Source organism: Sphingomonas sp. PP-F2F-G114-C0414, assembly GCF_003688595.1.
Taxonomy (GTDB): domain Bacteria; phylum Pseudomonadota; class Alphaproteobacteria; order Sphingomonadales; family Sphingomonadaceae; genus Sphingomonas.
The window spans coordinates 34,954-61,884 of sequence record NZ_RCWT01000016.1 but is presented as its reverse complement, the minus strand read 5'-3'; the positions used below and the strand labels follow the sequence as shown (position 1 = coordinate 61,884).

Genomic DNA, 26,931 nt, shown 5'->3' with positions numbered 1-26,931 from the left:
GTTAATATAAAATCGCTTTCGAGGAGTTTTTAATGACCTCAGGTCGTGGATTTTTGCTTTTCTGCGCAATTTCTATGCTTTCTAGCGAATGTCATGCGGCAGATACAATGATCATAGCATCGCCTCCGGCCTGGGCAGTCAGCCATGTTATTCCGACAGTTATGAATGAACGTTCTACCTCCGGAACCCGGATGCTACTGCGTGACAATCAGGCATGGTTTGATCCAGACGGCGTAACCACACTTTACTGGGATGATGCGACGAAGGTTCTGACGCCCGACGGCCTCATGAAGACTGCTAATATCTCCTTGAGTTGGAATCCCGATACCGACAGTCTCGCCATCCACCGTGTCCACATTATTCGGGCCGACCAAGTCATCGACGTCCTTAAGACACAACATTTCACCGTTCTCCACCGCGAAACCAATCTCGAACGCGCTGCTATCGATGGGCGGCTGACTGCTTCCCTTCAGATTACCGGCCTCCAGGTAGGTGACATCGTAGAGATCGCGGCGTCCAGGCGTCATCGTGATCCAGCACTTGGTAAACATGTCGAAGCGGTATGGAACTTCCACCCGACCACGATCGACACCCGTCTCTATGCCCAATGGGCGAAAACGATGCCGATCCAATGGCGTGCCATGTCCGGCCTTCCCATGCCTGGACAGACATCGACGGGAACGAATGTGACGTTGTCGATGACAGCCCCCAATCTGCGCGAACCTGTTCTGCCGAAGGATGCCCCGCCTCGGTTCCGTCAAGCCAATGCTCTACAGCTATCCGATTGGAAGGACTGGGCGGAGATCGCAACGCTGATGGCGCCGCTTTACGCGAAGTCGGCGATGCTCGCTCCCGGCAGCGGGGTGTCCGCGCAGGCGGCGAAGATCGCATCCACTACCTCCGACCCGGTCAAGCGTGCGGAGGCCGCGCTGGCGTTGGTCCAGGATCAGGTCCGTTATCTCTTCGTCGGATTGAACGATGGCGGCTATGTTCCCGCCGCAGCCGAGGACACATGGCAGCGCCGCTACGGCGACTGCAAGGGCAAGACGGTGCTCCTGTTGGCCTTGCTTCGTGCGCTGGGCATCGAGGCGCAACCTGTCTTTGTCAACGCCACGGGCTTCGGCGACGCGATCCCTCGCTATCTACCCGCTGCGGGCGTGTTCAACCACGTTCTCGTCCGCGCGACGATCGCCGGCCGGGTTTATTGGCTGGACGGTACACGGATGGGCGATCGCCATTTGGCCGATATCCAGACGCCGGCCTTCCGCTGGGGGCTGCCGATCCAGTCCGCCGGTGCCGCACTGGTGCCGATGATGCCCGATCCGCCGATGCGGCCGCTCGGCGTCACGACGTTGAAGCTCGATGCGTCAGCGGGCGTCGACAAACCGGTTCCAGTCCATGCCGAGTTCGTCGTCCGCGGGGATGGTGCGATCGGAATGCATCGGCAACTCGATGCGCTGACACCGGATGCGAGGGACCGAACGCTGCGAGCCGTATGGCGCAAGAGCTACGACTATATCACCCCTACGACCGTAGCCGCGCGCTTCGATCCCGCGACCGGTATGGAAACGCTGACGCTCGACGGAGCGGCAACGCTGGACTGGCAGGATGGGGCGCTCGAACTCGCGAACATGCAACTGGGAGCATCCGTGGATTTCACGCGGGAGCCCGGCCCCGATGCCGATGCGCCGTTCATGCTGGCCTTCCCCTATTATGAGGAAACCCGCGAGACGATCGTCCTTCCCGACAAGGGGCGCGGCTTCGCTCTAGACCCGCTGACCTTCGATCGCACCATCGCAGGTCTAGCCACACATCGGAAAGGCGGTCTTGTCGATGGCATTGTTAACCTTGCCGTCAGCCGGAAAGGCGTCGCCCCGGAGTTTCCGGCCAAGGATGCGCCTGCCGCTCAACAGCAACTGCGGCTGCTCTCACACCAGCACGTCTACTTGCGGCGAGCCAATGTGAAGACGTCATCCTGACCACAAGAAAAACGAACGGTTTTCCGGTTGCGGGCGGTGCCGCCTCCGGAGCCCCAAAACAGCCAAACCCGCTGTGAAAACCAGCGCCATCTTACACCATATCGGTGGTCTTTTCTGGCGGGGTACGCATTGCTCATCCGCTATATCCGAGTGTCCCAGTCGGACGGCACGCAACGCTGGAACCGCGGCGCGATGCGCTGCTCGCGGCGGGTATCGATCCGTCGCGCATCCATGAGGACCTCGCCTCGGGCCGCCACGATGACGGTTACATATTTGACGGGGACAAGCGCCGAGCCAGCCCGGGGTGACGGAGCAAATTGGCACTGGTGCGATCCCAAAACGCTGAATGCCGATCCGCGCTTAGACCGCAGGACGGCGCGCGCTTGCTCGCGGGGCGCCGGACCCGCATGCTGCACCATGCGCTTTTTCCGCCAACAGGTCGCACGCCAGAGTCTCGTCGGGTGACCCCGGTGGGGAGGACAGCCGGTGGTGTCGCCGGGCCGGAGCCCGAGTCCAGGGCGTCGCTGATCGCCGACGTCCGCGCGCTGGTCGGCGACTTCGTCCGCCATGGCGGACGCCGGCTGGCTGCGGCGGTCGCGCTCATGCTCGCGGGCGGGGTGCTCGAAGGCGTCGGGCTCGCGCTGCTCGTGCCGATCTTCTCGTTGCTCGCGCCGCAGACCGGCGGACACTGGCGGGCGATGATGGTCGAGGCGCTGGCGTCGGTCGGGCTCGTCTCGCAACTGGCGCAGCTGGCCGCGGTGCTGCTGGTCTTCTGCCTGCTGGTCGGTCTCCGCGCGGTGGTGCTGGCGACGCGCGACCGGCTGGTCTCCGACCTGACGCTGGGGTTCGTCGATCATCGCCGGCTGATGCTGGTCACCGATCTGGCGCGGGCGCGCTGGTCGGCGCTGGCGCGGCTGCGGCATGCACGGATCGGCCATATCCTGTCGAGCGAGATCGCCCGGCTTGCGCTCGCCTGTTCGATGCTGCTGACGATCATGATGGCGGCGATCATGCTCGTGACGCAGGCGATCCTGATGCTGCTGCTGTCGCCGGTCATCGCGCTGCTGACGATCGGTCTCGCGCTGCTCGGTCTGGCGCTGCTGGTGCCGCTGTCGCGTCGTGCGGCGACCGTCGGCACGTCGAGCGCGCGGTTCGCGTTCCGCATCGCCGGCGAGGCCGCGCAGTTCCTCGGCGGGCTCAAGATCGCGATCGCGCACGACATGGCCGACGCGTTCGTCGCGCAGATCGCGCAGGAGAGCGGCCACCTCCGCGCCCAGCTCGATGCGCAGCGCCGCTTCCAGTCGCGCGTATCGATCGCGTCGGCGAGCGTGGCCTCGCTGGTCGGTGCGGCCCTGATCTTCGGCGCCGTGCTGATGGGCGTACCGACGGTGACCCTGCTCGCAGCGCTGGTCGTGCTGGTGCGGATGAGCGGCCCGGTCCGGTCGCTGCAGCAGAGCACGCAGCAATTGTTCGGTGTCCTGCCCGCCTTCACCGCGTTGCGCGCGCTGAAGGCCGATCTCGGCGATCCCGTGACGGCCTCGCGCGATGCCACGATGGGGTCGGTGCGTCACGGACCGCTGCGCTTCGAGCAGGTGGCGTTCCGCTATCCGGATGCGGCCGCGCCGGTCTTCACCGGGCTCGATTTCACGATCGGCGTCGGCGAGATGGCCGGGCTGTCCGGCCCGTCGGGCACCGGCAAGACCAGCGTCGTCGATCTGCTGACCGGCCTGCTCGAACCGACCGCGGGACGGATCATGATCGGCGACGCGGTGCTGGCCCCTGCCACGCTGGCCGGCTGGCGGCGTCGGCTCGCTTATGTGCCGCAGGATTCCTACCTCATCAACGACAGCCTGCGACGCAACCTGACTTGGGGCAGCGCCGTGCGCGCCGACGCCAATCTCTGGCAGGCGCTGGCGCAGGCGGGCGCGGCCGACATGGTCGCGGCAATGCCAGACGGGCTCGAGACCCGGGTCGACGAGCGCGGCACGCGGCTGTCGGGCGGCGAACGCCAGCGGATCGCGCTCGCCCGCGCGATCCTGCGCGATCCCGACCTGCTGATCCTCGACGAGGCGACCAACGCGATCGACGTCGCGACCGAACAGGCGGTGATCGCCAATCTGCGGCGGGCACTGCCGCGCACGACGATCCTGATCGTCGCGCACCGCGAGGAGACGCTGCGCGCCTGCGACCGCGTGATTGCGCTAGAGGCCTTCAGGCCGACCGAGATCCACGCCACCGCACCGGACTGAACCCTACGCAGATCAGGCACCGGATCTTCACGTAAAGCGACCGACCTCGGCCAGCCCCGGATCGACCGGATAGCCGGTGACCTGCAACCGACCGGCGTCGAGCCAGGCATGCGCCACCAGCTTGGTCCCCGTCGGGTCGCCGACGCCGAGATGCAGGACGCTGCCGATCCCGCGGCGCGCCAGCATCGCGCGCGCGGCGATCGCCTGCTGCAGGCACTGCGTGCGGAACGGCAGCCACGGCGCCACCGCACCGATCGCCCAGCGGACCGCGAACACGCTGGTCTCCTCGTCGGGAGACAGCGGGGCAGGGGGGGCGGGGGATCGTGACGGGACCATGCCGCCCAGATGCCGGGCGAGAACCCGGAACGGCAACAGGCTGCGCAGACGCGCCGTCAGCAGCGCCGCCATCGCCTCGACCACCAGGCGTCGGTCGGCACGACGCATCCGCGCTGCAGTCCCGAGCTTGCGTAGCGCCCTGCCACTCCCGAGGGTCATCGCGATAGCGGCCCCCCGGTCTTGGCCCGATCCAGCAGGTCTTCGAGCCAGCGATCGACGATCGCATCGATCACCAGATGAACGCGCTCGGTCGTGCCCGCATTGATCACCGAATGCGGATCGGCCAGCCGCAGATACCAGACGCTGCCTGGCGTCATCGACACGCGTGTGCCGTTCAGCCGGAAATCCACATCGGAGTTGGTCGCAACCGGGATGTGCAGCCGCGCGCGCCCCTGTTCGGCCGCGAGGTCGTGATCGCGGTGCGCCTTGATCGCAGATCCGGGCGCCAGCCGCATCAGCCGCACCGCCTCGATCGGACAGGCGAACGCCGCGAGGACTTGTGAGAAATACGGGCACAACCCGAGCAGCGCGCTATCCTCCCAGTCGCGACAGCCGGGATCGGGCGCGATCCGCAGGATCGGGTGGGTGACGCCAACCGGCACGCGCAACGGCAGCACGCTCCAGTCGCCGGTATAATGCTGCGGCACGAAATGCGCGGTCCAGGTGTCGGCATCGAGCCGCGTCAGGTCGTCGGCGAGACCAACCGGATCGAACGCCAGCGGCAGGCACAGCCGATCCGGCCACCGAGCGTCGGCGCCGTATTCGTGCAGTTGTCCACCAAGCCCCGCCACGATACCCCGTCTCCGATCGCCGCAGCGTAAGAGGCGGCGACGCCGATGCCAAGCCGGCGCCGGTCACGCACCTATGCCGCACGGATACCGGGGGGCAGCGCCCCGAAACGCTGCGGTATCATGCGAAGGAGAGCTCGTGGCCACGATGTCAAACCGCGATGCCATGGCGGCCGACACGGCCATCGGCGCCCCGCCGCTCGCCGCGTTCCGCACTCTGGTGCTGGCCGACGATGCGTTGCAGGCCCGGCTCGGCGCGATCGAACGGCCCGATCGCTATATCACCGACGCAATCGCGCTCGCGGCGACGCATGGCATCCCGCTCGAGGCGGACGCGATCCGCAACGCGATCCTGCCGATGGGGCGTCCAAAGCCCGCTCCGATCACGCTCGATCGCTGGCCCCCGCGCGGCTGGCTGCCGGTCCACGCGGTGGAGACCGGCGCCGCCCCCGCGTTCGACTGGGTCTGGTTCGGTGCCCAGCCGCTCGACGCGCCCTTCTACGGGGATATGATCCGCCGGTTCGCGGCCCGCCCGTTCAACCGGATGTTTCGCATACGGACCGATCTGGCCACGCTCGTCGACACCAGCGATACCGCGGCAGGCCCCGCGCCTGCCGGCTTCATCCACCATATGTCGCGATGCGGCTCGACGCTGGTCGCGCAGATGCTGGGTGCCGATCCGCACCACGTCATGCTTTCCGAACCCGCACCGCTCGATGCGGTCGTGCGCTGGGCGCTGCAATCAGAGGCGCCGCGATACGATCAGGTCGCGGCGCTGCGGGCGGTCGTCGCCGCGCTCGGTCGCGACCGGTCGGGCCAGACGCATCGCGTCGTCTTCAAGCTCGACAGCTGGCATGCGGTGGCGCTGCCGCTGTTCCGCGCGGCGTTCCCCGAGACGCCCTGGGTGTTCCTGTACCGCGATCCGGTCGAGATACTCGTCTCGCAGCAGCGGCAGCGGGGCATCCACACCGTACCGGGGCTGTTGCCGACGAGCATCGTCGACATCGCGGGCGGCGCGGACATGGCCGCGGATCGCTATGCGGCGTGCGTGCTGAAGCGGATCGGCGAGGCCGTCCTGGATCATTGGCCTCTCGATCATTCGCCGTCGGGAAGCGGACTGCTGGTCGACTATGCGGAAATGCCGGATGCGGTCGTCGATCGGATCGCCCCGCATTTCGGGTTCGTGCCCGACGCCGGCCAGCGCGCTGCGATGATGCAGGTAGCGACGCGCGACGCCAAGGCACCCGACCGGCGCTTCACACCCGACACCACCGCGAAACGACGCGATGCGACCCCCGAGATCGAAGCGGCGCGCGTCCTGGTCGATCCGGTTCATGCCCGGCTCGAGACCTTGCGCAAGGCCTCGAGACCGTGACCCACCCTGCAACAGTATAATGTTTTCGCGACAAACTTGATCGAAAATCGACCATATTTCTCTACAACATTTTCGCTGTCATTTGCATGATGTTGACTCCTCGCATCAATGTATCGATTGTAACCGCTAATCAGGGAGACTGTCGCATGGGCCTAGAACCATTTGTTGGCGAAATCTGCATTCTCGGATTCACGTTTGCGCCATCGGGCTATGCTTTGTGCAACGGGCAGATCATGTCCATCGCCCAGAACACCGCGCTGTTTTCCTTGCTGGGCACGACCTATGGCGGCAACGGCACGACGACGTTTGCGCTCCCCGATCTGCGCGGTCGCGCCCCCATCCATGTCGGACAAGGGCCGGGTCTCGCAGACTATGTCCAAGGCCAGGTTGCTGGTGTCGAGTCGGCCACGCTTACGTCGGCGCAGTTGCCCGCGCATACGCATAGCTTCGCCGACAACGGATCGGCGCTGAGCGTGATCACGATCAAGGCGACCTCGCAGATACCCGCTGCGGGTTCGCAGCTGGCGAGGACCGTCGACGGCAGCGGGGTAGGTGCCCAGCCGCTCATCTACGTCCCGGCGGGTACGGCGGGCGCGACCGTGGCGCTGGGCGGGCTGAACGTCGCGGGGACCATCGGGAGCACGGGCCAGAACCAGCCGGTGTCGATCATGCAGCCGTATCTCGTGCTGAACTTTTCGATCGCGCTCCAGGGTATTTACCCGTCGCGCAACTAGCGCCGGGATACGCGGGGCTTGGTGTTGAAGAACGGGCGTTTCGAAAACAACCGGGGCGTTCCCCAGCGTGCCGGAACGCTGTCCGGCAGCTACCCGCCTATTGGTGATCTAAGGGTCGGTAATCTGAGGGCCGGACCGCAGAACGGCCGGCTCCCTGCCGCGACTATCTGTGCCGAAAACCACGGTCATCCCGAGATTTTCCGGGTCCAGACGGACGGTCCTCGAACCTCGACCGCTACCGGGCGGAGCCTCTTCCCCAGCCGCGAAAATCCCCGTCGCTCAGTTGAACACCGCCTGGTAATAATGGCCCGGTTCGCCGGAAAGCGGACGCGGGATCTGCCCGATATCGATCCGGTCGGGGCCGAACCCTTCGCCGCGCAGGACGTAGGTGCCCGAGGTCAGCATGGCCTCCGGCGCGGACCGGAAGATCAGGATGAACGGCAACCGATCGAGCTTGGCGTGATTGGCCAGCGGCGTCGCCTCCACGAGGTGCAGCGCGACCGGTTGCGGATCGCAATCGGCTATCAGTGCGGATCCGACCAGCGGGACGAATTCGGCGAGATGGATTGGGCGGAAAAGCGGTACGCTGCTGGACATTCCGCAGGCCTAGCATCGCGCCCGCCCCGATCACACCGCCCGCCGGTGGATATGCCACCAATGTCGATCCGATTGTCTTCATACCGACTGCAGCTTACGAAAGACCGACCCGGCCCGCCCGGCTTCGTCTCACCCCGAGCCGGTATCGAAAGGGAAACGATCATCATGACCGACGGCGGTCTTCACGCCGGCATCGATCGCCAGCGCTGCATCGGGTTCGACCGAATACTCGATACCGACCGGCGCATCCAAGGCACGCTTGCCGCCTCACCGGCGGTGTTGGCATCGCGTGACAGGGGAGACCCCATCGCGATCGGCTGGCAGCCGGCGATCGCGGTCTCCGCCAGCCCCCGGCCGATCTGGTCGCAAACCGGGGGGGACCTGTGCTTCGCCGCGCCGGCGGTCGCCGAATATCGCTGCACGCCGACGCTGATCGCCGTAACCCCGTTCGTGGGGGCGCCCGACGCGGCGGTAGAAGCGCTGCTGGTCGCGACCGCGCTGCCCGCGACCTTGTGGCTGCGCGGCGACGTCATGCTGCATGCCGCGGCGATCGTCCCGCACGACCGGGACGACGATGCCGCGCTGGCGATCGCAGGCGCTTCAGGCAGCGGCAAGTCGCGGCTCGCCGCGGCGTTCCTCGCGCGCGGTGCCGCGCTGGTCGCCGACGACAGCATCGCGGTACGCCATGAGCGTGGCCAGGTGCGATGCGCTGGACTTGCCGGTGGCTATCATCTGGGGCTGCAATTCGGGCCGAACCCGGCGACCCAAGACACGACCGAGCGCGCATTTCACCCCGTCGCGGAGCACCGTGCGCGTCGCTCGGCCCGGCTGGCGGCGATCGTCGTCCTCGAAGACGGTCCACAGACCGGTCGCACGCGCCTGCACGGTGTCGCGGCGATCGAAGCGCTGCTGGCGAACCGGCACCGCGCCAGCGTCCCGCGCCGCTGCGGTCTCGAGCCGCGCGCGCTCCACGATGTGGCGCAGTGTGCGCGGACCATTCCCATCTGGAAATGGCCCAGGCACGATGCGGACGCGCTGCTCGACGACGATATTCGACGGATGGTCATGCCCAATGCCGGCATGCATAACAACGGCTTGCGAGAAAAGGGACAGCGATGACCGAGACACTGTGGCAGCGGACTGACGAATGGGTGGGCACCGAAGTCGAGGACAGCTTCGTCATGATCAACCTGGAGACGGGCACCTATCTGACGCTGAACGCGACCGCCAACGCGGTCTGGGACATGCTAGAGACGCCGCACACGCAGAGCGCGGTCGAGGCGTCGTTGCTCGACCAGTTCGACGTTCCCGCTGCGGACTGTACGACCGCGGTGACGACGCTTCTCACGAAGATGCACGCCATGAAGCTCGCCGCACCGGTCTGATCGCACCGAACTGGTCGTTGCCGTCCGCAAACAGGGGAGGGGCCCAATGCTGATACGTCCCGAACCCGCCAAGGCGCTGAGCGCGCGCCAGGAATGCGCCATCGTGGCCCATGCGGTCGCCGGCAATCCCGGATCCGCGGCGTTGCGCCTGCGGCTGGCGCGGCTGCTCAACCAGCTCGACGCGTTCGACGAGACGATCGCCTTGCTGACCGCGTCGGATGTCGGCACGCCTGCACACGATACGCTCGATTACGGTGCGTGCATGGCGCTTGCGGCGGCCTGGTTCGGGCGAGACCAGCCCGGCGATACGGTCCGCGCGCACCACGCCGCACTGCGCGCGGAGACGCTCGCCACGACCGATGCGCAGCGCAGCGCGGCGCTGGCCGATCAGGGCAAGGCGTTGCTGCGGCTCGATCGTCACGACGACGCGCACACGCGGTTGACCGAGGCACTGCGGCACGATCCCGGCAACATGCCGGCCTGCCGACGCCTCGCCACCGAATTGCTGCGGACTGGCGACGCCGAGGCGGTGATCGCGATGACCGACCAGCTGGCAGCGCAGGGCAGCGGCCATGCCCGGCTGTTCATGGCACGGATGCTCGCCTTCGCGCGGCTCGACCGGATCGCGGAGGCGCGCGCGATCACCGATCCGGCGCGGTTCCGCCATCGGCAAATCCTGACGCCTCCGCCCGGCTGGGCGGATATCGCGGCCTTCAATACCGCACTCGTCGAGGAGCTGAAGACGCACTCCGGGCTGCGCTACGACCGCCACGGTACCGCATCGCGCAGCACGTGGCGGATCGATGCGCTGGCGACCGGTGCCGCGCCGGTCGCGCGTGCGCTGCTGGCACGGATCGCGGAGACCGCGGAACGCCATGTCGCCGCGTTGTCGGACATCGCGCATCCCTGGCTTGCGGCACGTCCCGACCGCGGCGAACTGCGAAGCTGGTGCGTCATCACCGAAGGCGAAGGCTTCGAGCAATGGCACGCGCATCCGTTCGGCTGGATGAGCGGGGTCTATTACGCGCAGGTCCCCGATACGGTCGTCACCGGCAGCGATGCCGGCGGGTGCATCGCGTTCGGCCTGCCCGATGGCTTGATCGGCGCCGATCGGGCAGCGCAGTTCGGCGAGGATCTGGTCCGCCCGCAGCCGGGCTTGCTGATGCTGTTCCCGTCGCACAGCTATCACCGCACGTTCCCGCACGGCGCCTCGGAGCGCCGGATCTGCGTGTCGTTCGATATCTGGCCCGCTTAGGAGCGCGCGCGCCACCAGGTCAGGAATTCCGCGGTGATCGCGGTCAGTTGCACCTCGTAGGATTCGGCGAAGTTTGTCGGCCCCCGCTCGGCGACCTTTGCAAGCGCCTGGTCGAGCCAGTCGAGGTCGATCCACTCCTGCACTTCGGCCTTGCGGAACGCGGCGATCCGCCCGCGTGCCGCGGACGCCTGGCGCTGGAGCCGCGCCATGTGATCGGGCGATGCCGGCTTGCCCGAGCGCCGCAACCGGATCGTGTCGGGCAGATGACCCGCGAGCATGTGCCGCACGGGCGCACGATCGAGACCGTCATGGACGAAAAAGCCTGCCGGAAAGCCCGCGAACAGTCGCAGCAATCGGACGTCGCGGAAGGGGAATTCCATGCGCAGTGCACCGGGATAGAATTCGTTCGGGTGCAGCAGCGCCTTGTCTGCGCCGGGCAGATACCCCCACAGGTCGCGCGGACGCCGGATTTCGTCCTCGAGCGGGGCCGAAGGCGGCGAGCGCATCGCCTCGGGCAGCGCGGCGAGACGCGCCGGCGACAACCGGACATGAAAGGGGCTGTGCCGCACCGGCTCTCCGGCCGCCCCCGCCAGATAGCGCCGCAACCGTCCCGCCGTCCCGCGCATCTGCTGCCGCATCGTTGTCAGCGGAAACTTGACCGTCAGCGTCGCCTCGCCGAACGACCCGTCGAACAGCGCGGTCGCGCCCAGCGCCTTGCCGCGCGCCTGGAACGTCTCGGTCAGGCAGTGCCGCACCGGCATCGGCGGTCGACTGGCGCCGCCCAGGATCAGATCGGACGGGCGGTAGATATCTGCGTCCTCGGGCGGCGAGACATGCTCGGCCGTCAGCCCGATGCGATCGGCGACCGCATCGGCGAACGCGGCTTCGTCGGCGAGCCCGCTGCCGGGCGGTGCGACCGAGGTCAGCAGGACCATCCGCTGCTCCGCCGCCCGCTCGCGCGCCGCCAGCCACGCGATTGTCGATGAATCGAGCCCGCCGCTGAGCAGCACGCCCGGCACCGCCGTCCGGGCGATCCGCGCCCGCAAAATCGTCTGCATCGTTTCTTCGGACGCGACGACCGCATCGTCGAACGACCCTGTCCACCGAGGCTGCGGGACTAGGATCGCCGCGACATCACGGTAGATGCCGTCCGCCATGATCGTTAGCCTCGTCGCGGGTTCGAGCTGCCGGACCTTGGCCAGCATCGTCCGATCACCCATCTCCTCGCGCAGCGCCGCACGTAGGTCAGCACGCCCGATCGACGCCAGCAACCCCATTTCGTCGAGCCGGTTGCCGATCCACGCAATCCGTGACAACGCGAACAGGTTCGGGGCGACCGCGACGCGCGGACCGTCGACTGCGAAGAACAGCCGATCGCGCCGCGCGGCCGACATCGTCAACACCAGCCGGCGGTCCCGACGATCCCAGTGGAGAAGCGACCACTCACCGATCATCTCGGCCGGGGTTTCGCTTCCGAACCGGTCCAGCGCGGCGCGCGCGAGCAACGCAGCAGGCAGCGTCGGCGGAACGTTCAGCCGCACCGCTAACGCTTGCGGTTCCTCGATATGGCCGACAAGGATGGTCAACGCATCGTCCGCCTCGATCCGGTGCAACGCGGTGCGATCTTGCGGGTCGACTTCATGCGCGAACGCCGCACCCGACACGTTGCCGCTATCCAGTCCAAGCGCGGCGACATCGCGCGGATCGACCGGTCCGCCATCGAGACGGAACAGACCGTAGATTCCGCTGCTCAGCATTGTACCGACCCATGATTGACGCGCGTGCGGCGTCGGATAAACAATGGCGGATGCCCGACATCGATCGTCTTGCCGCCAAGAGTGCGCTGCGCGAAGCGATGGCGCGCAACGCCTACGCGCGCGGCGAAGTACGCATCGCCGATCCCGATCTGACCGAACAGACCTGGCTGGTCGCGTCGCATCGCGGGCTCTTCGCGATCTCCGCCGATGGCGGGCCGGGGACCGGCGTGGAAACCGCCAGCGTAAAAACCATAGTCTATGGCTGGTTCTTTGGCCTTTGCCGGCACCACGACGTGCTCTACGTATTTGAGAATTGCGGACACCGCGACCGCACCATACCGATGGGGCGAATCGTCCGTTTCGATCTTGCCGGAGACCGGCTGGCCACGCCCGAGGTGATCGTCATCGGGTTGCACACCAACTGCCACCAGATCGCAGTCATCGACGGGCTGTTGTGCGTGCTCGACACCGCGAACCAGGCGATCCTTCGGTTCACACTCGACGGCAACGCGGTCGACGTCCAGCGCCCGTTCGCGGCCGCGCCGCCATACGACACCAGCGGTGCGTATCTGCATATCAACGCGATAGCAGCGGTCGGCGACCGCACCGCAATCATGCTTCACAACGGCAAGGCGATCCCCGCAAAGACCAGTGAGCTCGCTTGGCTCGATCGCGACTGGCGGGTGATCGAGCGTCAGCCGCTGCCCGGGTATAGCTGTCACGACATCGTCGCGGACGAACGCGGGATGCTATGGCACTGCGACTCGATGGCCGGCGACATCATGGCCGCGGATGGCACGCGTGCGCATGTCACCGACACGCTCATGACGCGAGGACTGGCAATCACGCGCAATGCAATCATCGTCGGCATGTCCAGTTTCGGCCCCCGCCATCTGCGCAGCAAGCTGCATGGCGGGGTCGTGATACTCGATCGCGCGCTCGAACTGCGCATGACGATGATCCTCGATGGATCGCCGACGGATATTATCGCACTGTAACAATATCCTGTCGCGACGGCCGTAGCGACGCGCTTCAACGACGACCCGAACGATACCCCGTACCGTCGGCTCGTACCGACGACGCAGAACTCCGACGCAACGACGTAGCCACGCGATCAAGCGCTCCAGCGTACGCTAAGAGCGATCAGGACCTCTGGCAATCCGGGGAGGGGTTGCCCCCGACATCGTTACCCAAACCAGGTGACAGCGCGGTTTCACGGACATCGAGTTCGCGAATTTCAGGTGCGATCCAGGTCTTGCGCTGGCCTGAAGGAATGATCTGATCTGTCATTATACTATCCTCGTATACTGCGTTCAAGTCTACGCAATGCCCTATAGGTGCGATCTAAGCCTGTTTTTCTATCATAGACAAGAGATTCCATTATCTATCGATTTTCATCTGCGTACGTCGCCGAACCAACGAATATACTCAAATTGGTTTTTTCGTTAGCAGGCATAGCCTTTTAAAAACATATTTTTCCATATATAACTGCACCGATAAATGACCCATACTGTAGAGACGGCACCAGTTTTTTATGCTGAATCGTCGCAAGGGGTCATGCTTGGTGAATTCGCCGAACCGTGAGAGCGTTCATGTTGCAGCGCACTAAGATCGACCTTGAAGTCGCCAAGCAATTGACGCTTCCCCAAGAGTTGGCGATCGTCCGCGCAGCCTATGCCCGTCATCAGGGGCTCGTGGTCCGCAGTCGATTGGCGACGCTGTTGCTGGTTTGCGATTCGTTTGACGACCTTGTTACCTTGCTGTCGCCACACGACGACCTGAATTTTCTCGAAGAAATGCTCTTGGCCCAAGCATGCCTTGCCCGCGAGACGCCGGAGGATGACGACCATGCGCGGCGCGTTGCGAACCGCGCGCTAGCGTCGGCGACCAGCGACGCGCAGCGCGCGGCCGCGCTCGCGGTACGCGGCAAGGCGGAAATTCGGCTCGGCGCAGTCGAGGCGGCGCGGACGACGCTTGATCGCGCGCTGCGCTACGACCCGCACGAGAAGGACGCCTGCAAGCGGCTCGCTGCACTCGATCTCGCCGCGAACGATCCCGCTGCGGTGCTGGCGATGGTCGAGCGCCTGACCGCGCGCGGCGCCGCGCATGCCCGATTGTTCGCCGCTCAATCCCTTGCCTTGGCGCAGGCTGGCGCGATTCAGGCGGCACGCGCAGCGACCGGGCAGGGGCCGACCGGGCAGGGCGAACTCATCGCGATGGCGACGCTCGCACCGCCGCTCGGCTGGGACGACATCCACGCGTTCAACGCGGCGCTGGCCGAGGAACTGCTTGCGCATCCGGGGCTCCGCTACGAACGCTATGGTACCGCATCGGCACGGACTTGGCGGATCGATTCCCCGGCAACGCGCGAAGCGCCTCTGGTCCGCCTGCTGCTCGCGCATATCGCCGACGCGATCGCGGCGCATCTGGAAGGCCTGGCCGATCTCGACCACCCCTGGGCCCGCGCACGACCGACCGCGGCGATGCTGCGCAGCTGGTGCGTCATCACCGAGAGCGACGGTTTTGAAACTTGGCACGTTCACCAATTCGGCTGGCTGAGCGGGGTCTATTACGTCCGGGTTCCGGACTCGATCACGCACGGCGAAGACCCAGGCGGATGCCTAGCGTTCGGAATCCCCGAAGACCTGGTCGGGGACGACACCGCGTCCGCGTTCGGCACGCGGACGGTGCGGCCGCACGACGGCCTGATGCTCGCCTTTCCATCGCACAGCTATCACCGCACCTTCCCGCACGGCCTGATCGAGAAGCGGATCTGCGTCGCGTTCGATCTCAGGCCGCTGTGAGCGATGAGTACCGCGCATCGGCGTTCGGCCTGACATGGCATTCGGACATCGCGCTCGACGGCTTCGACCAATGGCCCCCGACACTCGATACGCCGCGACCCTGCGTACGCGTGACGCGCGTCGCCGCGCTTGCCGACCGCGGGCCGGGACACGCGCTCAACCGGGGACAACTCTATCCCGACGGCATCCGGCTAGGCTGGGGAGACGCGGTCGTTTTCGACATGATCGATGGCGCCCGGATCGACTATCTGCCCGGCCCCGGCTGGCGCGGCTCGCTGCCGTTCACCTTCTACAGCACGATCAGCGCGGTGACGCTGGCATGGCGCGGCACGATCCCGTTCCATGCCTGTATGGTCGAAGTCGACGGTTGCGCGGTACTGATCGCGGGCCGATCGGGGGCGGGTAAATCGAGTCTCACCGCAGCGCTGCTCAGGCTCGGCGCGCGCCTCGTCGCCGACGATCTGGCGGTGATCGGTGTCGCCGACGGCCGGATCGAGGCGATGCGCGGTCGCCCGACGATGCGCCAGCACCGCGATACAGCCGCGCGGATCGACGCCGATCTTCGCGTACCCGTGCCCGACGACCCGCGCGGCAAATGGCTGGTGCGTCCGCGCGCGCGCGCAGCCGATGTCGCGCTACCGCTTGCCGGCCTGCTGACGCTGACTGACCGGCCTTTGGCGCTCGACGCACGCGCGAAGCTCGCCGCGCTCGCAGCGCATCTCTTCCGGCCGAGGTGGCTCGCCGCGCTCCCGAACCAAGCGGTCCGCCGCCACGACCTGCTGAAGATCGCCGCAGCGATACCCATCGCCACCTTGCCCGCGATCGCGACATTCGACCCCCACGATCAGGAGGACCGCGCCCACCGGGCGCTCGCGCAGATCAGGACGATGATCGCGGCACGGCCTGCACGAACCAGCCAGTGAACACGCGCCGCGGTCCCCCGCTCGCCAGCGGCAGGACGCGGTGTTCAAGGTCGCTGGCAATATCAAAGATCAGCGCGGTCCCGGCACGATCGTGACGATAGCGGACCAGCGTCTCCTGCGTCCCGGTCATACGCAGCTCGAAACTGCCCCCCTCATAGGCGGCATCGGACAGGTTGATGGTAATCCCGAGTTTGCGAGCGCCTGCCGCATCGTCGTGCGTGTCGTTATGCCAGTCGAGCGCGTCCAAGCCGTTGGCGCGGTTCTGTACGAGCCGTCCTTCGACGCGGTGCAGGTCGTGGCAACCGGTAACCGCCTCGATCCAGTGCAGGAACGACGGACGACTGAGCACGATGTTCAGCGCGGCGCCGACCCGCTGCGGTGCCTCGACCTCGCGCGATCCAAGCTGGTCGACATGGTCGGCGACGAACCCCCCGCGACGACAGCGATCGAGCAGGCTGGCGAGCAGGTCAGGGGCTATGAGGTCACGACATTCGATCGCACGCTGCCGTTTGAAATCCTGCGCAGCGCCCGCGGGTGCGACGAGTATCTCGGTACGTTGCGCACCAATCGCGATCGGCCGCCCCCCAAGACCCGACAGCGAAGCCGGTTCGAACGGCGACGGCATGATTGATGCGGGCATCTCCCCTTCCCCATAAAAGCGCGCGATAGGCCAACGAACCCGCGCGCAGGGATCGCGTCAAGCCGCTACCGTTTCAAGAACACGAACGCGGCGTAGTTGTCGTGGGGTAACAGCCGATCGTCGGCGCCGTAAAACGGGCCCGGTTGCTGCTTTATGCCCGGTGTCACGATCGCCCGGTAGCGTACCGCTACAGGGGTGTCGGTGAACCGGAAATTGCATCCCCACAGGATGAGAAGCCCCCCCGGACGGATACATCGGTCGAGCGCGTCGACCGCCGCGGCGAACCGCGAGAACGGGAGCAATCGGGTACAACGGTCGGGACGCCACGCATCGAGGTCGCCGTGGCGCAGGACCGACAGGCAGAACACCGCATCATATCCCTCTGCCGTCAGCACGTTCGGCGTATCGGCACAGGCGAACCGGATCTGCCCCAGCCCCAGGCGATCGGCGGTCCGTCGAGCCTGCGCGATACAGGCAGGGTTCGCGTCGATCGCGTCGATCCGCGCATGCGGCAGATACCGCGCCAGCGTGACCGCCTCCTCGCCCGTCGAACACCCGAACGACAACAGGCGCGGTGCCGGATTATCCCCTAATCGCGCCGCCACGACTGCGAACAACCCCGGATGCCGATCCAGTCGCGTCACCGTGGCAGGCTGAAACAGCTGTGCGCCCCGCCGTCCGGCGTCGAGCCGCCCGCGGCCGAGCGGCGTCGCCAGCGCCCGAACAAAACGAACGAGGGCAACGAGCCTCGGGAACGCTTTCAGGCGGTTACGCACGAAAGTCGCAACCATGTCCGCATCGCCGGAAAGCACGGAGCCCCATCACCCTGGGGTGCCGCCATCCGCCAATATTGCAGCATCGTCAGCCCGATACGCTCCAGGAAAGCGAGAATATCGGCCAGTTCCGGCGCATTGCCTAGCGGAGAAGGGTGCCCGGTCTTCATGTAGACACGTCTACGCGTCTACGACCATACCGGCAAGCGCGCGCAAACACCCGCTTGTTAAACGCCCGCCAATGGCCGACCATCGATCCGCACGCGTCGCTGTGCGGGTCGAATTCCTCCTACCTAGGAACCGCGCATGATCAGGATCGTGCTTTTCGCAATATCGGCGCTCACGCTCGCCAGCACTGCCGCCAGCCCCGCAGCCGCGCAGGTCGATCCGGTCGCGCGCGCGATGGCGGCGAAGGCGCTCTCGGTCGCGACCGCACCGACGACGATGAAGACGACGATCGTCGGTGGCGAGCAACCCGACACGCCGGCGGTCTCCGGCGCTTCGGGGACGATCGGCAACTCGCCGATCCAGGTCAACGGCAGCGCCGCCAACGACACCGGCTATCTCGCGTTCAAATACGGCGCGGACGGCAAGGGGGTGACCAATTACTGGGTCAAGACGCGCAGCCCGGCGATGAACGGCTATGCCGCGGTCCAGAACGGCGATCGCATCGTCGTCGACCTGTGGCAGGCAGGCACCGGCGGACAGACCGGGCATGTCGGCGGGAGCCGGGTCACCGTCGACAATGCGGTCTTTTCGGCGGGCGAGGTCGCCGGGCGCTGGGCGCTGTTCACCGGCACCGGGGTCGCGTCGTCGCAGGTCAGCAAGCAATATCCGGTCCGCTACGGCACGATGAACGCGATCGTCGCCAACAGCTATCAGCAGGTGATTTTCCCGGGCGGCGTCAACCCGGCGCTGCCATCCGCGGGGAGCAATTTCGGCGGATGGGTGGTGATCGGCGCGGGTGCCGCGTCGCCTGGTTTCGGCGCGCTGAAGTTCCTCCGGTCGGGCGCCGCGCTGCTCGCCACGCCCGAGGCGGGCGCGTTCGAGGTCGATGCGAACGCCCGGCCGTATTTCACCGCGGCCGACGGCGTCCGGCGCGGCGTCATGCTCGCCGAGACCAGCGATCCGAGCGTCTCGGTGCTGCCGGGCGCGGGCGCCGGCGCGACCGTCACGATCGACGCGAACGGCAATACGGGGGTCGTCCTGCTGACGACGGGCCCAGGACCTGGGAGCGGACCCGGTAGCGGACCGGGCAGCAGACCGGGCGCGGGGCTTGGCGCGGGCGACCTGTTCACGGTGACCTATGCGCATGCCTATCCGTCCGCCAGCTACCCGGTGATCTCGGCCGCCAACGCAGCCGCGGTCGCGCTGGTCCGGAACGGCTATCTGACCGCGACGAAGACAGGCTTCACCGTCAGCGTGCCGATCGGTCCTGGGGATGGCCCGGGCGCAGCGCTTCCGGCCGGCAGCTATGCCATCACCTTCAACGCACCCGGCGCTTGACCCGACCGGTGTTTCCCGCCCCGGCGTTTCCCGACCCAGCGAACCGGGCGATGGCCTCGCCCGAATTCGCGTTCGTCTGTGCCTGCGCCGGACCGCTCGCCCCACCCGACACGGACGGCGATCTCGACGGTGCCACGCTCGCCGCGATCGCCCACCGGCATCAGGTCGTGCCGCTGGTCGTCGAGGCGCTCAAGCGACACGGCCGGCCGATCTCGCCGGCGCTTGCCGCGCGCCACGATCCGCTCGCGCCGCTGCGCGCGGCACGCGAGGCGATCCGCTTGCGGACGCTGCTGCTGGCGGACGGAATCGAACCGATCTTCCTCAAGGGCAGCGCGCTGGCGATGCTGGCCTACGGCGCGCTCGCCCGTCGTCAGTTCAGCGATATCGATCTGCTCGTTCGCCCGGCCGATGCCCGCCGCGCAGCCGCGCTGCTCGAGAACGCCGGGTATCGCGCACGCAGCGATACGGGCGGCAATCCAGCGGATACCAATCTCGCAGGCGCCACGCTCGCAAACAGGGTCGCGCGACTGTCGCCGCTCGCCAAGGACATGGAAGTGCGTCACGTCGACAACGGCCAGATCGTCGAGCTTCACTGGCGCATGACCGACGCTCTGCACGAACGCCCGGCCCAGGATCGCGAAGCCGTCCAGTGGGTCGAGCTCGCCCCCGGCGCAGCCGTCCCCACGCTCGCGACCGACGCGCTCTTCGCCTATATCTGCAACCACGGCGCCGCGCATATGTGGGCGCGGCTGCGCTGGCTGGCCGACGTCGCCGCGTTGCTGGCGCGCGAGCCCGACGGCGGGGACCGGCTCTGGCACGCCGCGGTCGCGCGCCGCCAGGGTCGCGCGGCCGCCTCCGCCATCCTGCTGGCCCGGCGGTATTTCGGCACGCCCGTCCCGCCAGCCTTCGCCGCACCCGTATCGCTGCGCCTGAGGTTGCTCGTCGCACTGTCCCGACGCGTGATCGAGGCGGGTGGCGGCACCACCGAACTCGCCCGCACGCACTGGCGCGGCTGGGCCGAGATGACGGGCAAGCTGCTCGTCGTGTCGAGCCCCGGCGATCTCGGCGGATGGTGCGTCCGCCTGCTGTTCTCGGCGTCCGACGCAGAGGCAGAGCGCTCGCGCTTCTGGTTCGTGCTTCACCCGCTGCAACGAATCCCGAAGCTGCTCAAGCGGCGGAGGCTGCGGCAGGACCTGCGCCGCACGCGCGAGCGCGCCTGAACCCCGCACGTCACAGCCAGCGACGCGTATCCGGCCAGCGCATCGGCGACATCGTCACATACTGCGCCATGCGCGGACGATCCGCGGTGTTGGCGCTGGCACCATGCGGCAAGTCCTGGCGCCAGATCACTAGGTCGCCCGCCGCTGCCGCGATCGGCACGGCTTCGCACGTCAGATCGATCGTCCGCGGGTCGCGGGTCCCGAGCGTCTCCAACCACCCTTGCGCCAGCCGGTGATGGAAGCCTGGAACGACGCGTAGCGCACCCTGCGTCGCCTCGGTATCGGTCAGATAGAGGATCGCCTGCGTCTCGAACGGGATATCTCCCGCCAGACTGGTGTCCCAGTGCAGGTTGGGCCCTGGAAACGCGTAGCGATCGGTCACCGGTGGGTTGAAGCTCAGTCGATCGGTCGACACCAGTAGATCGGCATGGCCGTAAAGCTGCGCGAACCCGCGATACACCCGCGCCGATCGACGCGGGACCTCCATCGTCGGGTGCTGGAACGCCTGCACCATGATGCCGTTCTCACCGCGGCCGTACCAACTGGCCGGATCGGTCGGCGTGGCCGCCTTCAGCCTCCACAGATGCGCCGCGATCGCGGCCGCCTCGTCGCGCGTGATCGCCTGGTGCATAACGACGACGCCGTCGCGCGCCCACGTGGCCATCTCGATCTCGGAGAACACCGGTTCGGCCGCCATGATCGCCGCCTGTCGCCTCAGTTCCGCATCCGGTACCGGCGCGCCGTCGTACCAAGCATGATAGCGCGCGATTGCCGCGCCGCGCGTGCCGTCAGATGCCCCGCCTGCCGTCGCCTCGGTCCAGGCGACGGACGCGTCCCACGCAGGACGCTCCCGGCCGAGATACGACATCGTCTGCTCCAGACCCAGACCCAGCGTATCGAGCAAGGCGCGCCACGGCACAGGCCGCGCCGCGTCGCGCGCGGCGCCACCCGTCACGCTCCGCCATACGTCTTCGAGGCCGCGTATCGTTCGAAAATCCAGCCGATCATCGGTCATGTCTTCGCACTCGCCCACTGACAAGCTCACCAATAATTTTTCACGATTGAATTGATGCGCTTAGCAACAAACTTTTCCAATAAACATCACCATATTTCATCTAAATAACTCTTTGATATCTATCCTACCGTATTTCTATATGTCAGATTCTTGCAATTAACAGTATTACTATGATTCTTTCATGAAAATAGTAGTTCTAGATTCTCCTGCCTGGCTTATCTAGATTTAGATAACCTCATATCATTCAATGACAAACCATCATCATCAAAGGCTTACCTATGAGACTATTAATAGTTGCAGCCTTGCTCGTCGCCGTGATGGCGACTGGATGGTATATTTATACTAAGATGATGGAATCTAAGAGAAAGCACCGGTTTGCTCGCAAACGTGCGCGCGATGCGCTCGCATGGCAGAAGGTGTTGGACAAGAACGCCGCGGACCGCGCAATGGCCGACGCCGCCACGGGTTCGGCCTGAGGCTTGGAACCTATCCGATACGGCTATACCATCTAGAGAAAGCGCTCTCCGGCGTGGTCGCGGAAGAGTTCGTGGTTGCGGACATAGTCGGACAGGATCTCGAGCGACTTATGTCGGCTGACCTCCTTCATCTTGAACACCGTCGCGCCTTGTCGCGCCGCCTCGGTCAGGAATCCGGCGCGTAGCGAATGGCCCGAGACCTGCGCCGGATCATAGCCCGCAGCCGCAGCGCGGGCCTTCACCACCAGCGCCACGCCGCGGTCGCTCATCGGCCTGGTCGTAATCCGCCCCTGCGGCGTGAGCTTGCGGAACACCGGCCCCGTGTCGAACCCGGCACTGGCGATCCACGCCAGCAATAGCGCCTTGGGCCGGATCCGCCGGCCCTCGGGGATCGCAATGATCGCGCCCTCACCTTCCTGGTCGGTCTTGGATTTGCGGACCGTGATCATCAGTCCCTCGGGCGTGATCGCGACATCGTCGATCTCGAGCGCGACCAGTTCGGACCGGCGCAAGGCCGCAGCCATGCCGATCGCCAGCAATGCCCGGTCACGGACCGCGCGCACGCTGTCGCCGTCACATCCGCGCAGCATGTCACGCAGCATGTCACCGTCCGCGGCGCGTTTCTGGACCTTCCTGATACCGTGCGTGCGGCGGATACCCGCGACGGCATTGCGGATCGCGACCGCCCCGGGCTGTTGCTGCGGCGGATCATACCCAGCCTGCGCATGCATATAACCGATCGCCGCCAGTCGGCGCCCGATCGTCGAGGGCCGCACGCCGGCCTGTGCTTCGGCCGACAGGAATATCGCGACGGCCTCGGGCGCGGCGGGCAACGACGTGATCGCGCGCGGCGCGCACCAGGCCTGAAATATCCGCCAATCGGAATCATAGGCCCGCCGTGTCGCCGGTGCGCGCGCTGCGGCGACATAGGCGCGTGCCGCCTCGATCTCGTCGTCCAGCAGCAACGGGATCAACGGTGTCGACGCAATGCGCGTAAGCGCGGTATCGTCCAGGTCGTCGTTCATGCGTCGGTGCCTTCGCCTGGAGCCTGCTTGGTGGCCCGGTTTCATCTACGGCCGAAAATACGGTCGGCCGACCTGTCGCCGCGCAGCCGGCCGCCCGCCCCAAACCAGCTGGTTCGTTTATTCCGAGAATAATGATTATCGGAATAAACGAACTTGTAAACGACCGTGATATGGCGTGCTCGACGGCGCGGCTCCGGAATCGACGGTGCGGAACGCCACGTCATCCGCGCGAGCGCTGTCGACGGGATTTACGCGTCCTTTCGCAGGACGCCGGGCGGCGCCGCTGTAATGATCGCGACTTGTCGTTACGCCGGTTACCGGTATGGAACCGACCTCTTGCAGAACATGTAAAGGTATCGAACATGGTCGATAACACGCGCGTAATAGTGATCGGGCTCGGCTATGTCGGGTTGCCGCTCGCTGTTGCGCTGGCCAAGTCGTTCGAAACCTGGGGTCTCGATGTCGATACCGGCCGTATCGCCGAACTCGAACGCCGGCATGACCGCACCGGCGAGATCGACGCCGATCGTCTCGCTGGATCGAGTCTGAGCCTGACGACCGATCCCGCAGCCTGTCCGGAAGCCGATTTCTACATCGTCACCGTGCCGACTCCGGTCGATGCGGACAACCGACCCGATCTTGGCATCGTGATGGCCGCGACGCGGACCGTCGGCAGCATGTTGAAGCCGGGTCGCCGCTCGATCGTCGTCTATGAGAGCACCGTCTATCCCGGCGTCACCGAGGACCTGTGCGGTCCCGAACTCGAGCGCATCAGCGGACTCGTCTGCGGCGAAGACTTCTTCCTCGGCTATTCGCCCGAGCGGATCAATCCGGGCGACCGCGAGCATACCGTCGACCGGATCACCAAGGTGATCTCCGGCCAGACGCCCGAAGTCCTCGAGGCGATCGCCGACCTGTATAACAAGGTGACGACGGGCGGCGTGTTCCGCGCCGCTTCGATCAAGGCGGCCGAGGCAGCCAAGGTGATCGAGAACGCGCAACGCGACATCAACATCGCCTTCGTCAACGAGATCACGCAGATCTTCGCGAAGATGGACCTCTCGGTATGGGACGTGCTCGCCGCGGCGGGCACCAAGTGGAACTTCCTGAAGTTCGAGCCGGGTCTCGTCGGCGGGCACTGCATCGGCGTCGATCCCTATTATCTCGCCCACCGCGCGACCGAACTCGGCTGCGATCCGCGCATCATCCTGGCCGGCCGCGACATGAACGACGGTATGGCCGCATGGGTCGCAAAGGACGTCCACGACTGGCACGCGGGTGCGGGTGCTGCGCGCGTCGCGAAGGTGCTGATGCTCGGGCTGGCGTTCAAGCAGGACGTGCCCGACCTGCGCAATTCGAAGGTCGCCGATCTGGTCGACGCGTTCCAGGGTCTCGGCCATCAGGTCGACGTCCACGATCCGCTCGTCTCCGCGCCCGAAGCGCTGCACGAATATGGCCTGAAACTCGTCGCCGCGCCCGTCGATGTCTATGATCTGATCGTCCTCGCCGTCCCCCACCGCGAACTGGTCGAGGATTTCGCCCGGTTTACTAGCCAGTTGGCGCCGGACGGCGGGATCGTCGATCTGAAGAACGCGCTCGCCGGGTCGGGACAGGTGCCCGACGGAATGAAGCTATGGACGATGTGACAATCGCGCCTACATGCAGCCGGAGCGGTCATCGTGCGGCCGCCCGGGTCTGCGTTCGAGGTTTGCGTGTTTTCTAAGCTGTTCCGCCGCATGTCGGCCTCCGTGTCGTCGAAACCCGTGTTCGCAGGGCCACCCGGCGCGCGTCTCTACGCGATCGGCGATGTCCATGGCCGGCTCGATCTCGTCGACGATCTGCTCGGCCGGATCGAGGATGACATCGCCGACCGACCGGTGGAGACCGCAGCGGTGGTTTTCCTCGGCGACCTGATCGATCGCGGCCCGGCGTCCGCCGGCGTCGTCGACCGGTTGCAGAGCCTCCGGCATTTTCCCGCCAGGATGCTGTTCATCCTCGGCAATCACGAAGAATTCCTGCTGCGTGTCCTGAACGGCGAGCCGGGAGTCGCGCATGACTGGCTCGGCTTTGGCGGCGATGCCTGCGCGGAGAGCTACGGTGTCGCGACCGCCGCGTTGCAGGCGATGGACGAACAGCGGATCGCCGAGGTGCTGCGCCAGGCGATTCCGGCCGCGCATGTCGCCTTTCTGAAGACCTTCGGCGACACCTTCCGGTTCGGCGACTATCTTCTGGTGCATGCCGGGATCCGGCCCGGCGTGCCGATCGATGAACAGCAACCGCGCGATCTGCGCTGGATCCGCCAGCCCTTCCTGTCCGATGCGCATGATCATGGCTGCATGGTGATCCACGGCCACACGATCAGCGACGGTGTCGACCAGCGTAGCAACCGGATCGGAATCGATACCGGTGCCTATCGGACCGGCATCCTGACCGCCGCGGTGATCGAAGAGGAGGATCTCCGCTTCCTGGCGACGGGCCCGCAACAGGCGGTTAGCGCAGTGGCCTGAAGCGCTGAAACTCCGGTGAGTCCCACCGCGCGGCCAGCACGATCACGAGCGGAGGCAGCATGGTCAGCGCGATATCGACGAGCATCGGGCCAGGCCCCCAGGGATATCTGTCGATACGATAGCGAATGAAGTCGAACGCCTCGTTGGCCAGTTCGAGGCCGAGGACGAGGATCAACGGCAGCCAAGACCCCAGTGGCCGGCCCAGCAGCCAGCCGAACCCCAGCGTCAGCAGCACGCCGAGCAGCAGTGGAAATCATGATGCGTCAGCCCGGACGTCGCGCTCAGCCAGACCTTGCCCCTCTCCCAGTCGAGCACGATCGCGACCAACGCACCGCTGTGCGCTACGCCGCTATGCGCAACAACGCTCATCAGTCGGCCTTCGCCGGCGTGGTTTCGGTCACCGGAGTACCGGGCATGTCGACGAATTCGGCCCGCGTCACACCGTGATCATGGAGCTTGAACATGATCTTGGCGAGGCACATCGTTCGCGCTGCCCGCGGAACGACGATCCTGATCGGGCGTCCCGCCGCCCACTCCACCGCATATTTTCTAAAATCGGCATTCCGCAACGTCCATCCGGCGCTCGATAGATCGCATTTACGGGATTTCGCGACGACGATGATCTCACGGGGAGTCTCACCGGGCGCGTCGCTACTCGGCAGCAGCAGCACAAGAGCGGCAATCACGGTCATGAAACCGCATTCGCTACCTTATCTACTGTGTCAACACGGTCCCGATCGCTATTGTCGGGCGATCTCGCTTTGTAGAACCTATCAGTGCCCGACTTGCGGCAGACCGGGGTTAATTGTAGGTGTGTGCCTGTGCATCACGGGGATGCAGGGTCGGTTGCAGGGCAGTGACATTATGAAAATCGGATTGGTGGGCCGGATGGCTATCATCGGTCTCGCCTTGCTTCTGGCGGCGTGCGCGTCGACGCGCGGTGGAAAGATCTCGTATGATTCCAGCAACTTCGGCACGCCCGATGCACCCAAGGTTGTCGCTGTCGACGATACCTATAAGCTCGCCCCGCTCGATACGGTCAGCGTCATGGTATTCCAGGTCGCCGATCTCAGCCGCGACTATGACATCGATCAGAGCGGACGCATCACTATGCCGTTGCTCGGCCGCGTCGATGCGGTCGGCCTCAGCACGACCGAGCTCGGCACCGTTATCGGACACCGGCTGGACGAGAAATACCTGCGAAACCCGAGCGTTACGGTTTCGTTGAAGTCGTCGGCCAGCCGCGTCGTCACGGTCGATGGATCGGTCCGCCAGCCCGGCATCTATCCGGCTACCAGCACGCTTTCTCTGGTTCAGGTCATTGCACTGGCGCGCGGTACCGACGATCTTGCCAATCCGCGTCGCGTCGCCATTTTCCGAACCATCGGTGGGAAGCGCATGGCGGCCGCATTCGACCTGACGAGCATCCGCCGTGGCGAGATGAAGGATCCGGAAGTCTATCCCGGTGACACGGTCGTCGTAGACGGATCGGCCGTCAAGAAAACACAGCGCGACCTGATGCAGAGCCTGCCGCTCGCGTCCATCTTCCTGGCGCTTTGACGCCCCGCCTTTAGGACTTTTGTACAT

Annotated in this window: 27 protein-coding genes; 15 read left to right on the top strand and 12 right to left on the bottom strand. The window is 66.0% G+C overall.

Annotation, left to right across the window (positions count from 1 at the left end):
• Positions 1-161 precede the first annotated feature (161 nt).
• Both C8J47_RS18055 and C8J47_RS18045 read left to right on the top strand, forming a co-directional pair.
• Positions 162-1,979 (top strand): DUF3857 domain-containing protein, encoded by a 1,818-nt coding sequence (locus tag C8J47_RS18055; protein WP_183129172.1) that lies wholly within the window; start codon positions 162-164, stop codon positions 1,977-1,979.
• Positions 1,980-2,449: 470 nt separating this feature from the next.
• Positions 2,450-4,228 carry an ABC transporter ATP-binding protein gene (locus C8J47_RS18045; RefSeq protein WP_183129171.1) on the top strand — a complete coding sequence of 593 codons (1,779 nt, stop codon included), beginning with the start codon at positions 2,450-2,452 and terminating at the stop codon, positions 4,226-4,228.
• Between the two features lie 27 nt (positions 4,229-4,255).
• Here the strand turns inward: C8J47_RS18045 and C8J47_RS18040 are convergent, their stop codons facing one another.
• Both C8J47_RS18040 and C8J47_RS18035 read right to left on the bottom strand, forming a co-directional pair.
• A complete protein-coding gene (locus C8J47_RS18040) occupies positions 4,256-4,723 on the bottom strand; it encodes a lasso peptide biosynthesis B2 protein (RefSeq protein WP_121886854.1) in 468 nt (155 codons plus the stop codon).
• Positions 4,720-5,355: an aspartyl/asparaginyl beta-hydroxylase domain-containing protein gene (locus tag C8J47_RS18035; RefSeq protein WP_220683402.1), complete on the bottom strand. Its 636-nt coding sequence runs from the start codon at positions 5,353-5,355 to the stop codon at positions 4,720-4,722. Before C8J47_RS18035 ends, C8J47_RS18040 begins: the two co-directional genes overlap by 4 nt.
• Before the next feature lie 136 nt (positions 5,356-5,491).
• On the opposite strand from C8J47_RS18035, the gene C8J47_RS18030 reads away from it, so the two are divergent.
• Positions 5,492-6,727, top strand: coding sequence for a sulfotransferase (locus tag C8J47_RS18030; protein WP_147454362.1), 1,236 nt, complete (start codon positions 5,492-5,494; stop codon positions 6,725-6,727).
• Positions 6,728-6,873: 146 nt separating this feature from the next.
• Positions 6,874-7,461, top strand: a complete 588-nt coding sequence (locus tag C8J47_RS18025) for a phage tail protein (RefSeq protein WP_121886852.1) — start codon at positions 6,874-6,876, stop codon at positions 7,459-7,461.
• 279 nt (positions 7,462-7,740) lie between these two features.
• Here the strand turns inward: C8J47_RS18025 and C8J47_RS18020 are convergent, their stop codons facing one another.
• The gene (locus tag C8J47_RS18020; protein ID WP_121886851.1) at positions 7,741-8,058 is read right to left on the bottom strand and encodes a DUF6916 family protein; all 318 of its coding nucleotides are present in this window, start codon (positions 8,056-8,058) and stop codon (positions 7,741-7,743) included.
• A gap of 165 nt (positions 8,059-8,223) precedes the next feature.
• Between C8J47_RS18020 and C8J47_RS18015 the strand changes: the two genes are divergently transcribed.
• The 3 genes from C8J47_RS18015 to C8J47_RS18005 are packed head-to-tail and all read left to right on the top strand — an operon-like array spanning position 8,224 to position 10,698.
• On the top strand, positions 8,224-9,177 hold the full coding sequence (locus tag C8J47_RS18015) for a hypothetical protein (RefSeq protein ID WP_147454361.1): 954 nt from the start codon (positions 8,224-8,226) through the stop codon (positions 9,175-9,177).
• Positions 9,174-9,443, top strand: coding sequence for a PqqD family protein (locus C8J47_RS18010; RefSeq protein WP_121886849.1), 270 nt, complete (start codon positions 9,174-9,176; stop codon positions 9,441-9,443). Before C8J47_RS18015 ends, C8J47_RS18010 begins: the two co-directional genes overlap by 4 nt.
• Before the next feature lie 46 nt (positions 9,444-9,489).
• On the top strand, positions 9,490-10,698 hold the full coding sequence (locus tag C8J47_RS18005) for a putative 2OG-Fe(II) oxygenase (RefSeq protein WP_121886848.1): 1,209 nt from the start codon (positions 9,490-9,492) through the stop codon (positions 10,696-10,698).
• On the opposite strand, the gene C8J47_RS18000 is transcribed toward C8J47_RS18005, so the two are convergent.
• Positions 10,695-12,455, bottom strand: a complete 1,761-nt coding sequence (locus tag C8J47_RS18000; protein WP_121886847.1) for an asparagine synthetase B family protein — start codon at positions 12,453-12,455, stop codon at positions 10,695-10,697. The two genes, C8J47_RS18005 and C8J47_RS18000, sit on opposite strands and share 4 nt — an antisense overlap.
• Before the next feature lie 50 nt (positions 12,456-12,505).
• Here C8J47_RS18000 and C8J47_RS17995 point away from each other — a divergent pair, with 50 nt between their 5' ends.
• The gene (locus C8J47_RS17995) at positions 12,506-13,453 is read left to right on the top strand and encodes a hypothetical protein (protein ID WP_147454360.1); all 948 of its coding nucleotides are present in this window, start codon (positions 12,506-12,508) and stop codon (positions 13,451-13,453) included.
• A gap of 145 nt (positions 13,454-13,598) precedes the next feature.
• Here C8J47_RS17995 and C8J47_RS19285 read toward each other — a convergent pair whose 3' ends face one another.
• Positions 13,599-13,745, bottom strand: coding sequence for a hypothetical protein (locus C8J47_RS19285; RefSeq protein WP_156364436.1), 147 nt, complete (start codon positions 13,743-13,745; stop codon positions 13,599-13,601).
• Between the two features lie 302 nt (positions 13,746-14,047).
• Here C8J47_RS19285 and C8J47_RS17990 point away from each other — a divergent pair, with 302 nt between their 5' ends.
• Together C8J47_RS17990 and C8J47_RS17985 are read left to right on the top strand one after the other, a co-directional pair.
• Positions 14,048-15,259 (top strand): putative 2OG-Fe(II) oxygenase, encoded by a 1,212-nt coding sequence (locus C8J47_RS17990; protein ID WP_121886845.1) that lies wholly within the window; start codon positions 14,048-14,050, stop codon positions 15,257-15,259.
• Positions 15,256-16,182, top strand: a complete 927-nt coding sequence (locus tag C8J47_RS17985) for an HPr kinase/phosphorylase (RefSeq protein ID WP_121886844.1) — start codon at positions 15,256-15,258, stop codon at positions 16,180-16,182. Before C8J47_RS17990 ends, C8J47_RS17985 begins: the two co-directional genes overlap by 4 nt.
• Here C8J47_RS17985 and C8J47_RS17980 read toward each other — a convergent pair.
• Both C8J47_RS17980 and C8J47_RS17975 read right to left on the bottom strand, forming a co-directional pair.
• Positions 16,139-16,822 (bottom strand): 2OG-Fe(II) oxygenase, encoded by a 684-nt coding sequence (locus tag C8J47_RS17980; RefSeq protein ID WP_121886843.1) that lies wholly within the window; start codon positions 16,820-16,822, stop codon positions 16,139-16,141. The genes C8J47_RS17985 and C8J47_RS17980 overlap by 44 nt on opposite strands.
• Positions 16,823-16,887: 65 nt before the next feature.
• A complete protein-coding gene (locus C8J47_RS17975; RefSeq protein WP_121886842.1) occupies positions 16,888-17,613 on the bottom strand; it encodes a cyclopropane-fatty-acyl-phospholipid synthase family protein in 726 nt (241 codons plus the stop codon).
• A 288-nt stretch (positions 17,614-17,901) separates the two neighbouring features.
• Here C8J47_RS17975 and C8J47_RS17970 point away from each other — a divergent pair, with 288 nt between their 5' ends.
• Together C8J47_RS17970 and C8J47_RS17965 are read left to right on the top strand one after the other, a co-directional pair.
• Positions 17,902-19,101, top strand: a complete 1,200-nt coding sequence (locus C8J47_RS17970; protein ID WP_121886841.1) for a hypothetical protein — start codon at positions 17,902-17,904, stop codon at positions 19,099-19,101.
• A 50-nt stretch (positions 19,102-19,151) separates the two neighbouring features.
• On the top strand, positions 19,152-20,321 hold the full coding sequence (locus C8J47_RS17965; protein WP_121886840.1) for a nucleotidyltransferase family protein: 1,170 nt from the start codon (positions 19,152-19,154) through the stop codon (positions 20,319-20,321).
• 10 nt (positions 20,322-20,331) lie between these two features.
• On the opposite strand, the gene C8J47_RS17960 is transcribed toward C8J47_RS17965, so the two are convergent.
• On the bottom strand, positions 20,332-21,336 hold the full coding sequence (locus tag C8J47_RS17960) for a phytanoyl-CoA dioxygenase family protein (RefSeq protein WP_121886839.1): 1,005 nt from the start codon (positions 21,334-21,336) through the stop codon (positions 20,332-20,334).
• Positions 21,337-21,844: 508 nt separating this feature from the next.
• Positions 21,845-22,837, bottom strand: a complete 993-nt coding sequence (locus tag C8J47_RS17950; protein WP_121886837.1) for a site-specific integrase — start codon at positions 22,835-22,837, stop codon at positions 21,845-21,847.
• A gap of 362 nt (positions 22,838-23,199) precedes the next feature.
• Here C8J47_RS17950 and C8J47_RS17945 point away from each other — a divergent pair, with 362 nt between their 5' ends.
• Complete coding sequence (locus C8J47_RS17945; protein ID WP_121886836.1) at positions 23,200-24,483, top strand: nucleotide sugar dehydrogenase; 1,284 nt, start codon at positions 23,200-23,202, stop codon at positions 24,481-24,483.
• Positions 24,484-24,549: 66 nt separating this feature from the next.
• On the top strand, positions 24,550-25,344 hold the full coding sequence (locus C8J47_RS17940) for a metallophosphoesterase (RefSeq protein ID WP_121886835.1): 795 nt from the start codon (positions 24,550-24,552) through the stop codon (positions 25,342-25,344).
• Here the strand turns inward: C8J47_RS17940 and C8J47_RS17935 are convergent.
• The 3 genes from C8J47_RS17935 to C8J47_RS19275 are packed head-to-tail and all read right to left on the bottom strand — an operon-like array spanning position 25,328 to position 26,036.
• Complete coding sequence (locus tag C8J47_RS17935) at positions 25,328-25,579, bottom strand: hypothetical protein (protein ID WP_121886834.1); 252 nt, start codon at positions 25,577-25,579, stop codon at positions 25,328-25,330. The genes C8J47_RS17940 and C8J47_RS17935 overlap by 17 nt on opposite strands.
• A complete protein-coding gene (locus C8J47_RS19280) occupies positions 25,570-25,713 on the bottom strand; it encodes a hypothetical protein (protein WP_183129170.1) in 144 nt (47 codons plus the stop codon). The genes C8J47_RS17935 and C8J47_RS19280 overlap by 10 nt, the downstream gene beginning before the upstream one ends.
• Positions 25,713-26,036, bottom strand: a complete 324-nt coding sequence (locus C8J47_RS19275) for a hypothetical protein (RefSeq protein ID WP_183129169.1) — start codon at positions 26,034-26,036, stop codon at positions 25,713-25,715. The genes C8J47_RS19280 and C8J47_RS19275 overlap by 1 nt, the downstream gene beginning before the upstream one ends.
• A gap of 154 nt (positions 26,037-26,190) precedes the next feature.
• Here C8J47_RS19275 and C8J47_RS17930 point away from each other — a divergent pair, with 154 nt between their 5' ends.
• Entirely contained in the window at positions 26,191-26,904 is a 714-nt protein-coding gene (locus C8J47_RS17930) for a polysaccharide biosynthesis/export family protein (RefSeq protein WP_183129168.1), read from the top strand.
• Positions 26,905-26,931 lie beyond the last annotated feature (27 nt).

Excerpts from the sequence above, each read along its gene's own strand:
- C8J47_RS18055 (WP_183129172.1), top strand. The coding sequence starts at position 162 with ATGAATGAACGTTCTACCTCCGGAACCCGGATGCTACTGCGTGACAAT.
- C8J47_RS18040 (WP_121886854.1), bottom strand. The coding sequence starts at position 4,723 with ATGACCCTCGGGAGTGGCAGGGCGCTACGCAAGCTCGGGACTGCAGCG.
- C8J47_RS18025 (WP_121886852.1), top strand. The coding sequence starts at position 6,874 with ATGGGCCTAGAACCATTTGTTGGCGAAATCTGCATTCTCGGATTCACG.
- C8J47_RS18020 (WP_121886851.1), bottom strand. The coding sequence starts at position 8,058 with ATGTCCAGCAGCGTACCGCTTTTCCGCCCAATCCATCTCGCCGAATTC.
- C8J47_RS18015 (WP_147454361.1), top strand. The coding sequence starts at position 8,224 with ATGACCGACGGCGGTCTTCACGCCGGCATCGATCGCCAGCGCTGCATC.
- C8J47_RS18010 (WP_121886849.1), top strand. The coding sequence starts at position 9,174 with ATGACCGAGACACTGTGGCAGCGGACTGACGAATGGGTGGGCACCGAA.
- C8J47_RS18005 (WP_121886848.1), top strand. The coding sequence starts at position 9,490 with ATGCTGATACGTCCCGAACCCGCCAAGGCGCTGAGCGCGCGCCAGGAA.
- C8J47_RS18000 (WP_121886847.1), bottom strand. The coding sequence starts at position 12,455 with ATGCTGAGCAGCGGAATCTACGGTCTGTTCCGTCTCGATGGCGGACCG.
- C8J47_RS17995 (WP_147454360.1), top strand. The coding sequence starts at position 12,506 with ATGCCCGACATCGATCGTCTTGCCGCCAAGAGTGCGCTGCGCGAAGCG.
- C8J47_RS19285 (WP_156364436.1), bottom strand. The coding sequence starts at position 13,745 with ATGACAGATCAGATCATTCCTTCAGGCCAGCGCAAGACCTGGATCGCA.
- C8J47_RS17990 (WP_121886845.1), top strand. The coding sequence starts at position 14,048 with ATGTTGCAGCGCACTAAGATCGACCTTGAAGTCGCCAAGCAATTGACG.
- C8J47_RS17980 (WP_121886843.1), bottom strand. The coding sequence starts at position 16,822 with ATGCCCGCATCAATCATGCCGTCGCCGTTCGAACCGGCTTCGCTGTCG.
- C8J47_RS17975 (WP_121886842.1), bottom strand. The coding sequence starts at position 17,613 with ATGGTTGCGACTTTCGTGCGTAACCGCCTGAAAGCGTTCCCGAGGCTC.
- C8J47_RS17970 (WP_121886841.1), top strand. The coding sequence starts at position 17,902 with ATGATCAGGATCGTGCTTTTCGCAATATCGGCGCTCACGCTCGCCAGC.
- C8J47_RS17965 (WP_121886840.1), top strand. The coding sequence starts at position 19,152 with ATGGCCTCGCCCGAATTCGCGTTCGTCTGTGCCTGCGCCGGACCGCTC.
- C8J47_RS17960 (WP_121886839.1), bottom strand. The coding sequence starts at position 21,336 with ATGACCGATGATCGGCTGGATTTTCGAACGATACGCGGCCTCGAAGAC.
- C8J47_RS17950 (WP_121886837.1), bottom strand. The coding sequence starts at position 22,837 with ATGAACGACGACCTGGACGATACCGCGCTTACGCGCATTGCGTCGACA.
- C8J47_RS17945 (WP_121886836.1), top strand. The coding sequence starts at position 23,200 with ATGGTCGATAACACGCGCGTAATAGTGATCGGGCTCGGCTATGTCGGG.
- C8J47_RS19280 (WP_183129170.1), bottom strand. The coding sequence starts at position 25,713 with ATGAGCGTTGTTGCGCATAGCGGCGTAGCGCACAGCGGTGCGTTGGTC.
- C8J47_RS19275 (WP_183129169.1), bottom strand. The coding sequence starts at position 26,036 with ATGACCGTGATTGCCGCTCTTGTGCTGCTGCTGCCGAGTAGCGACGCG.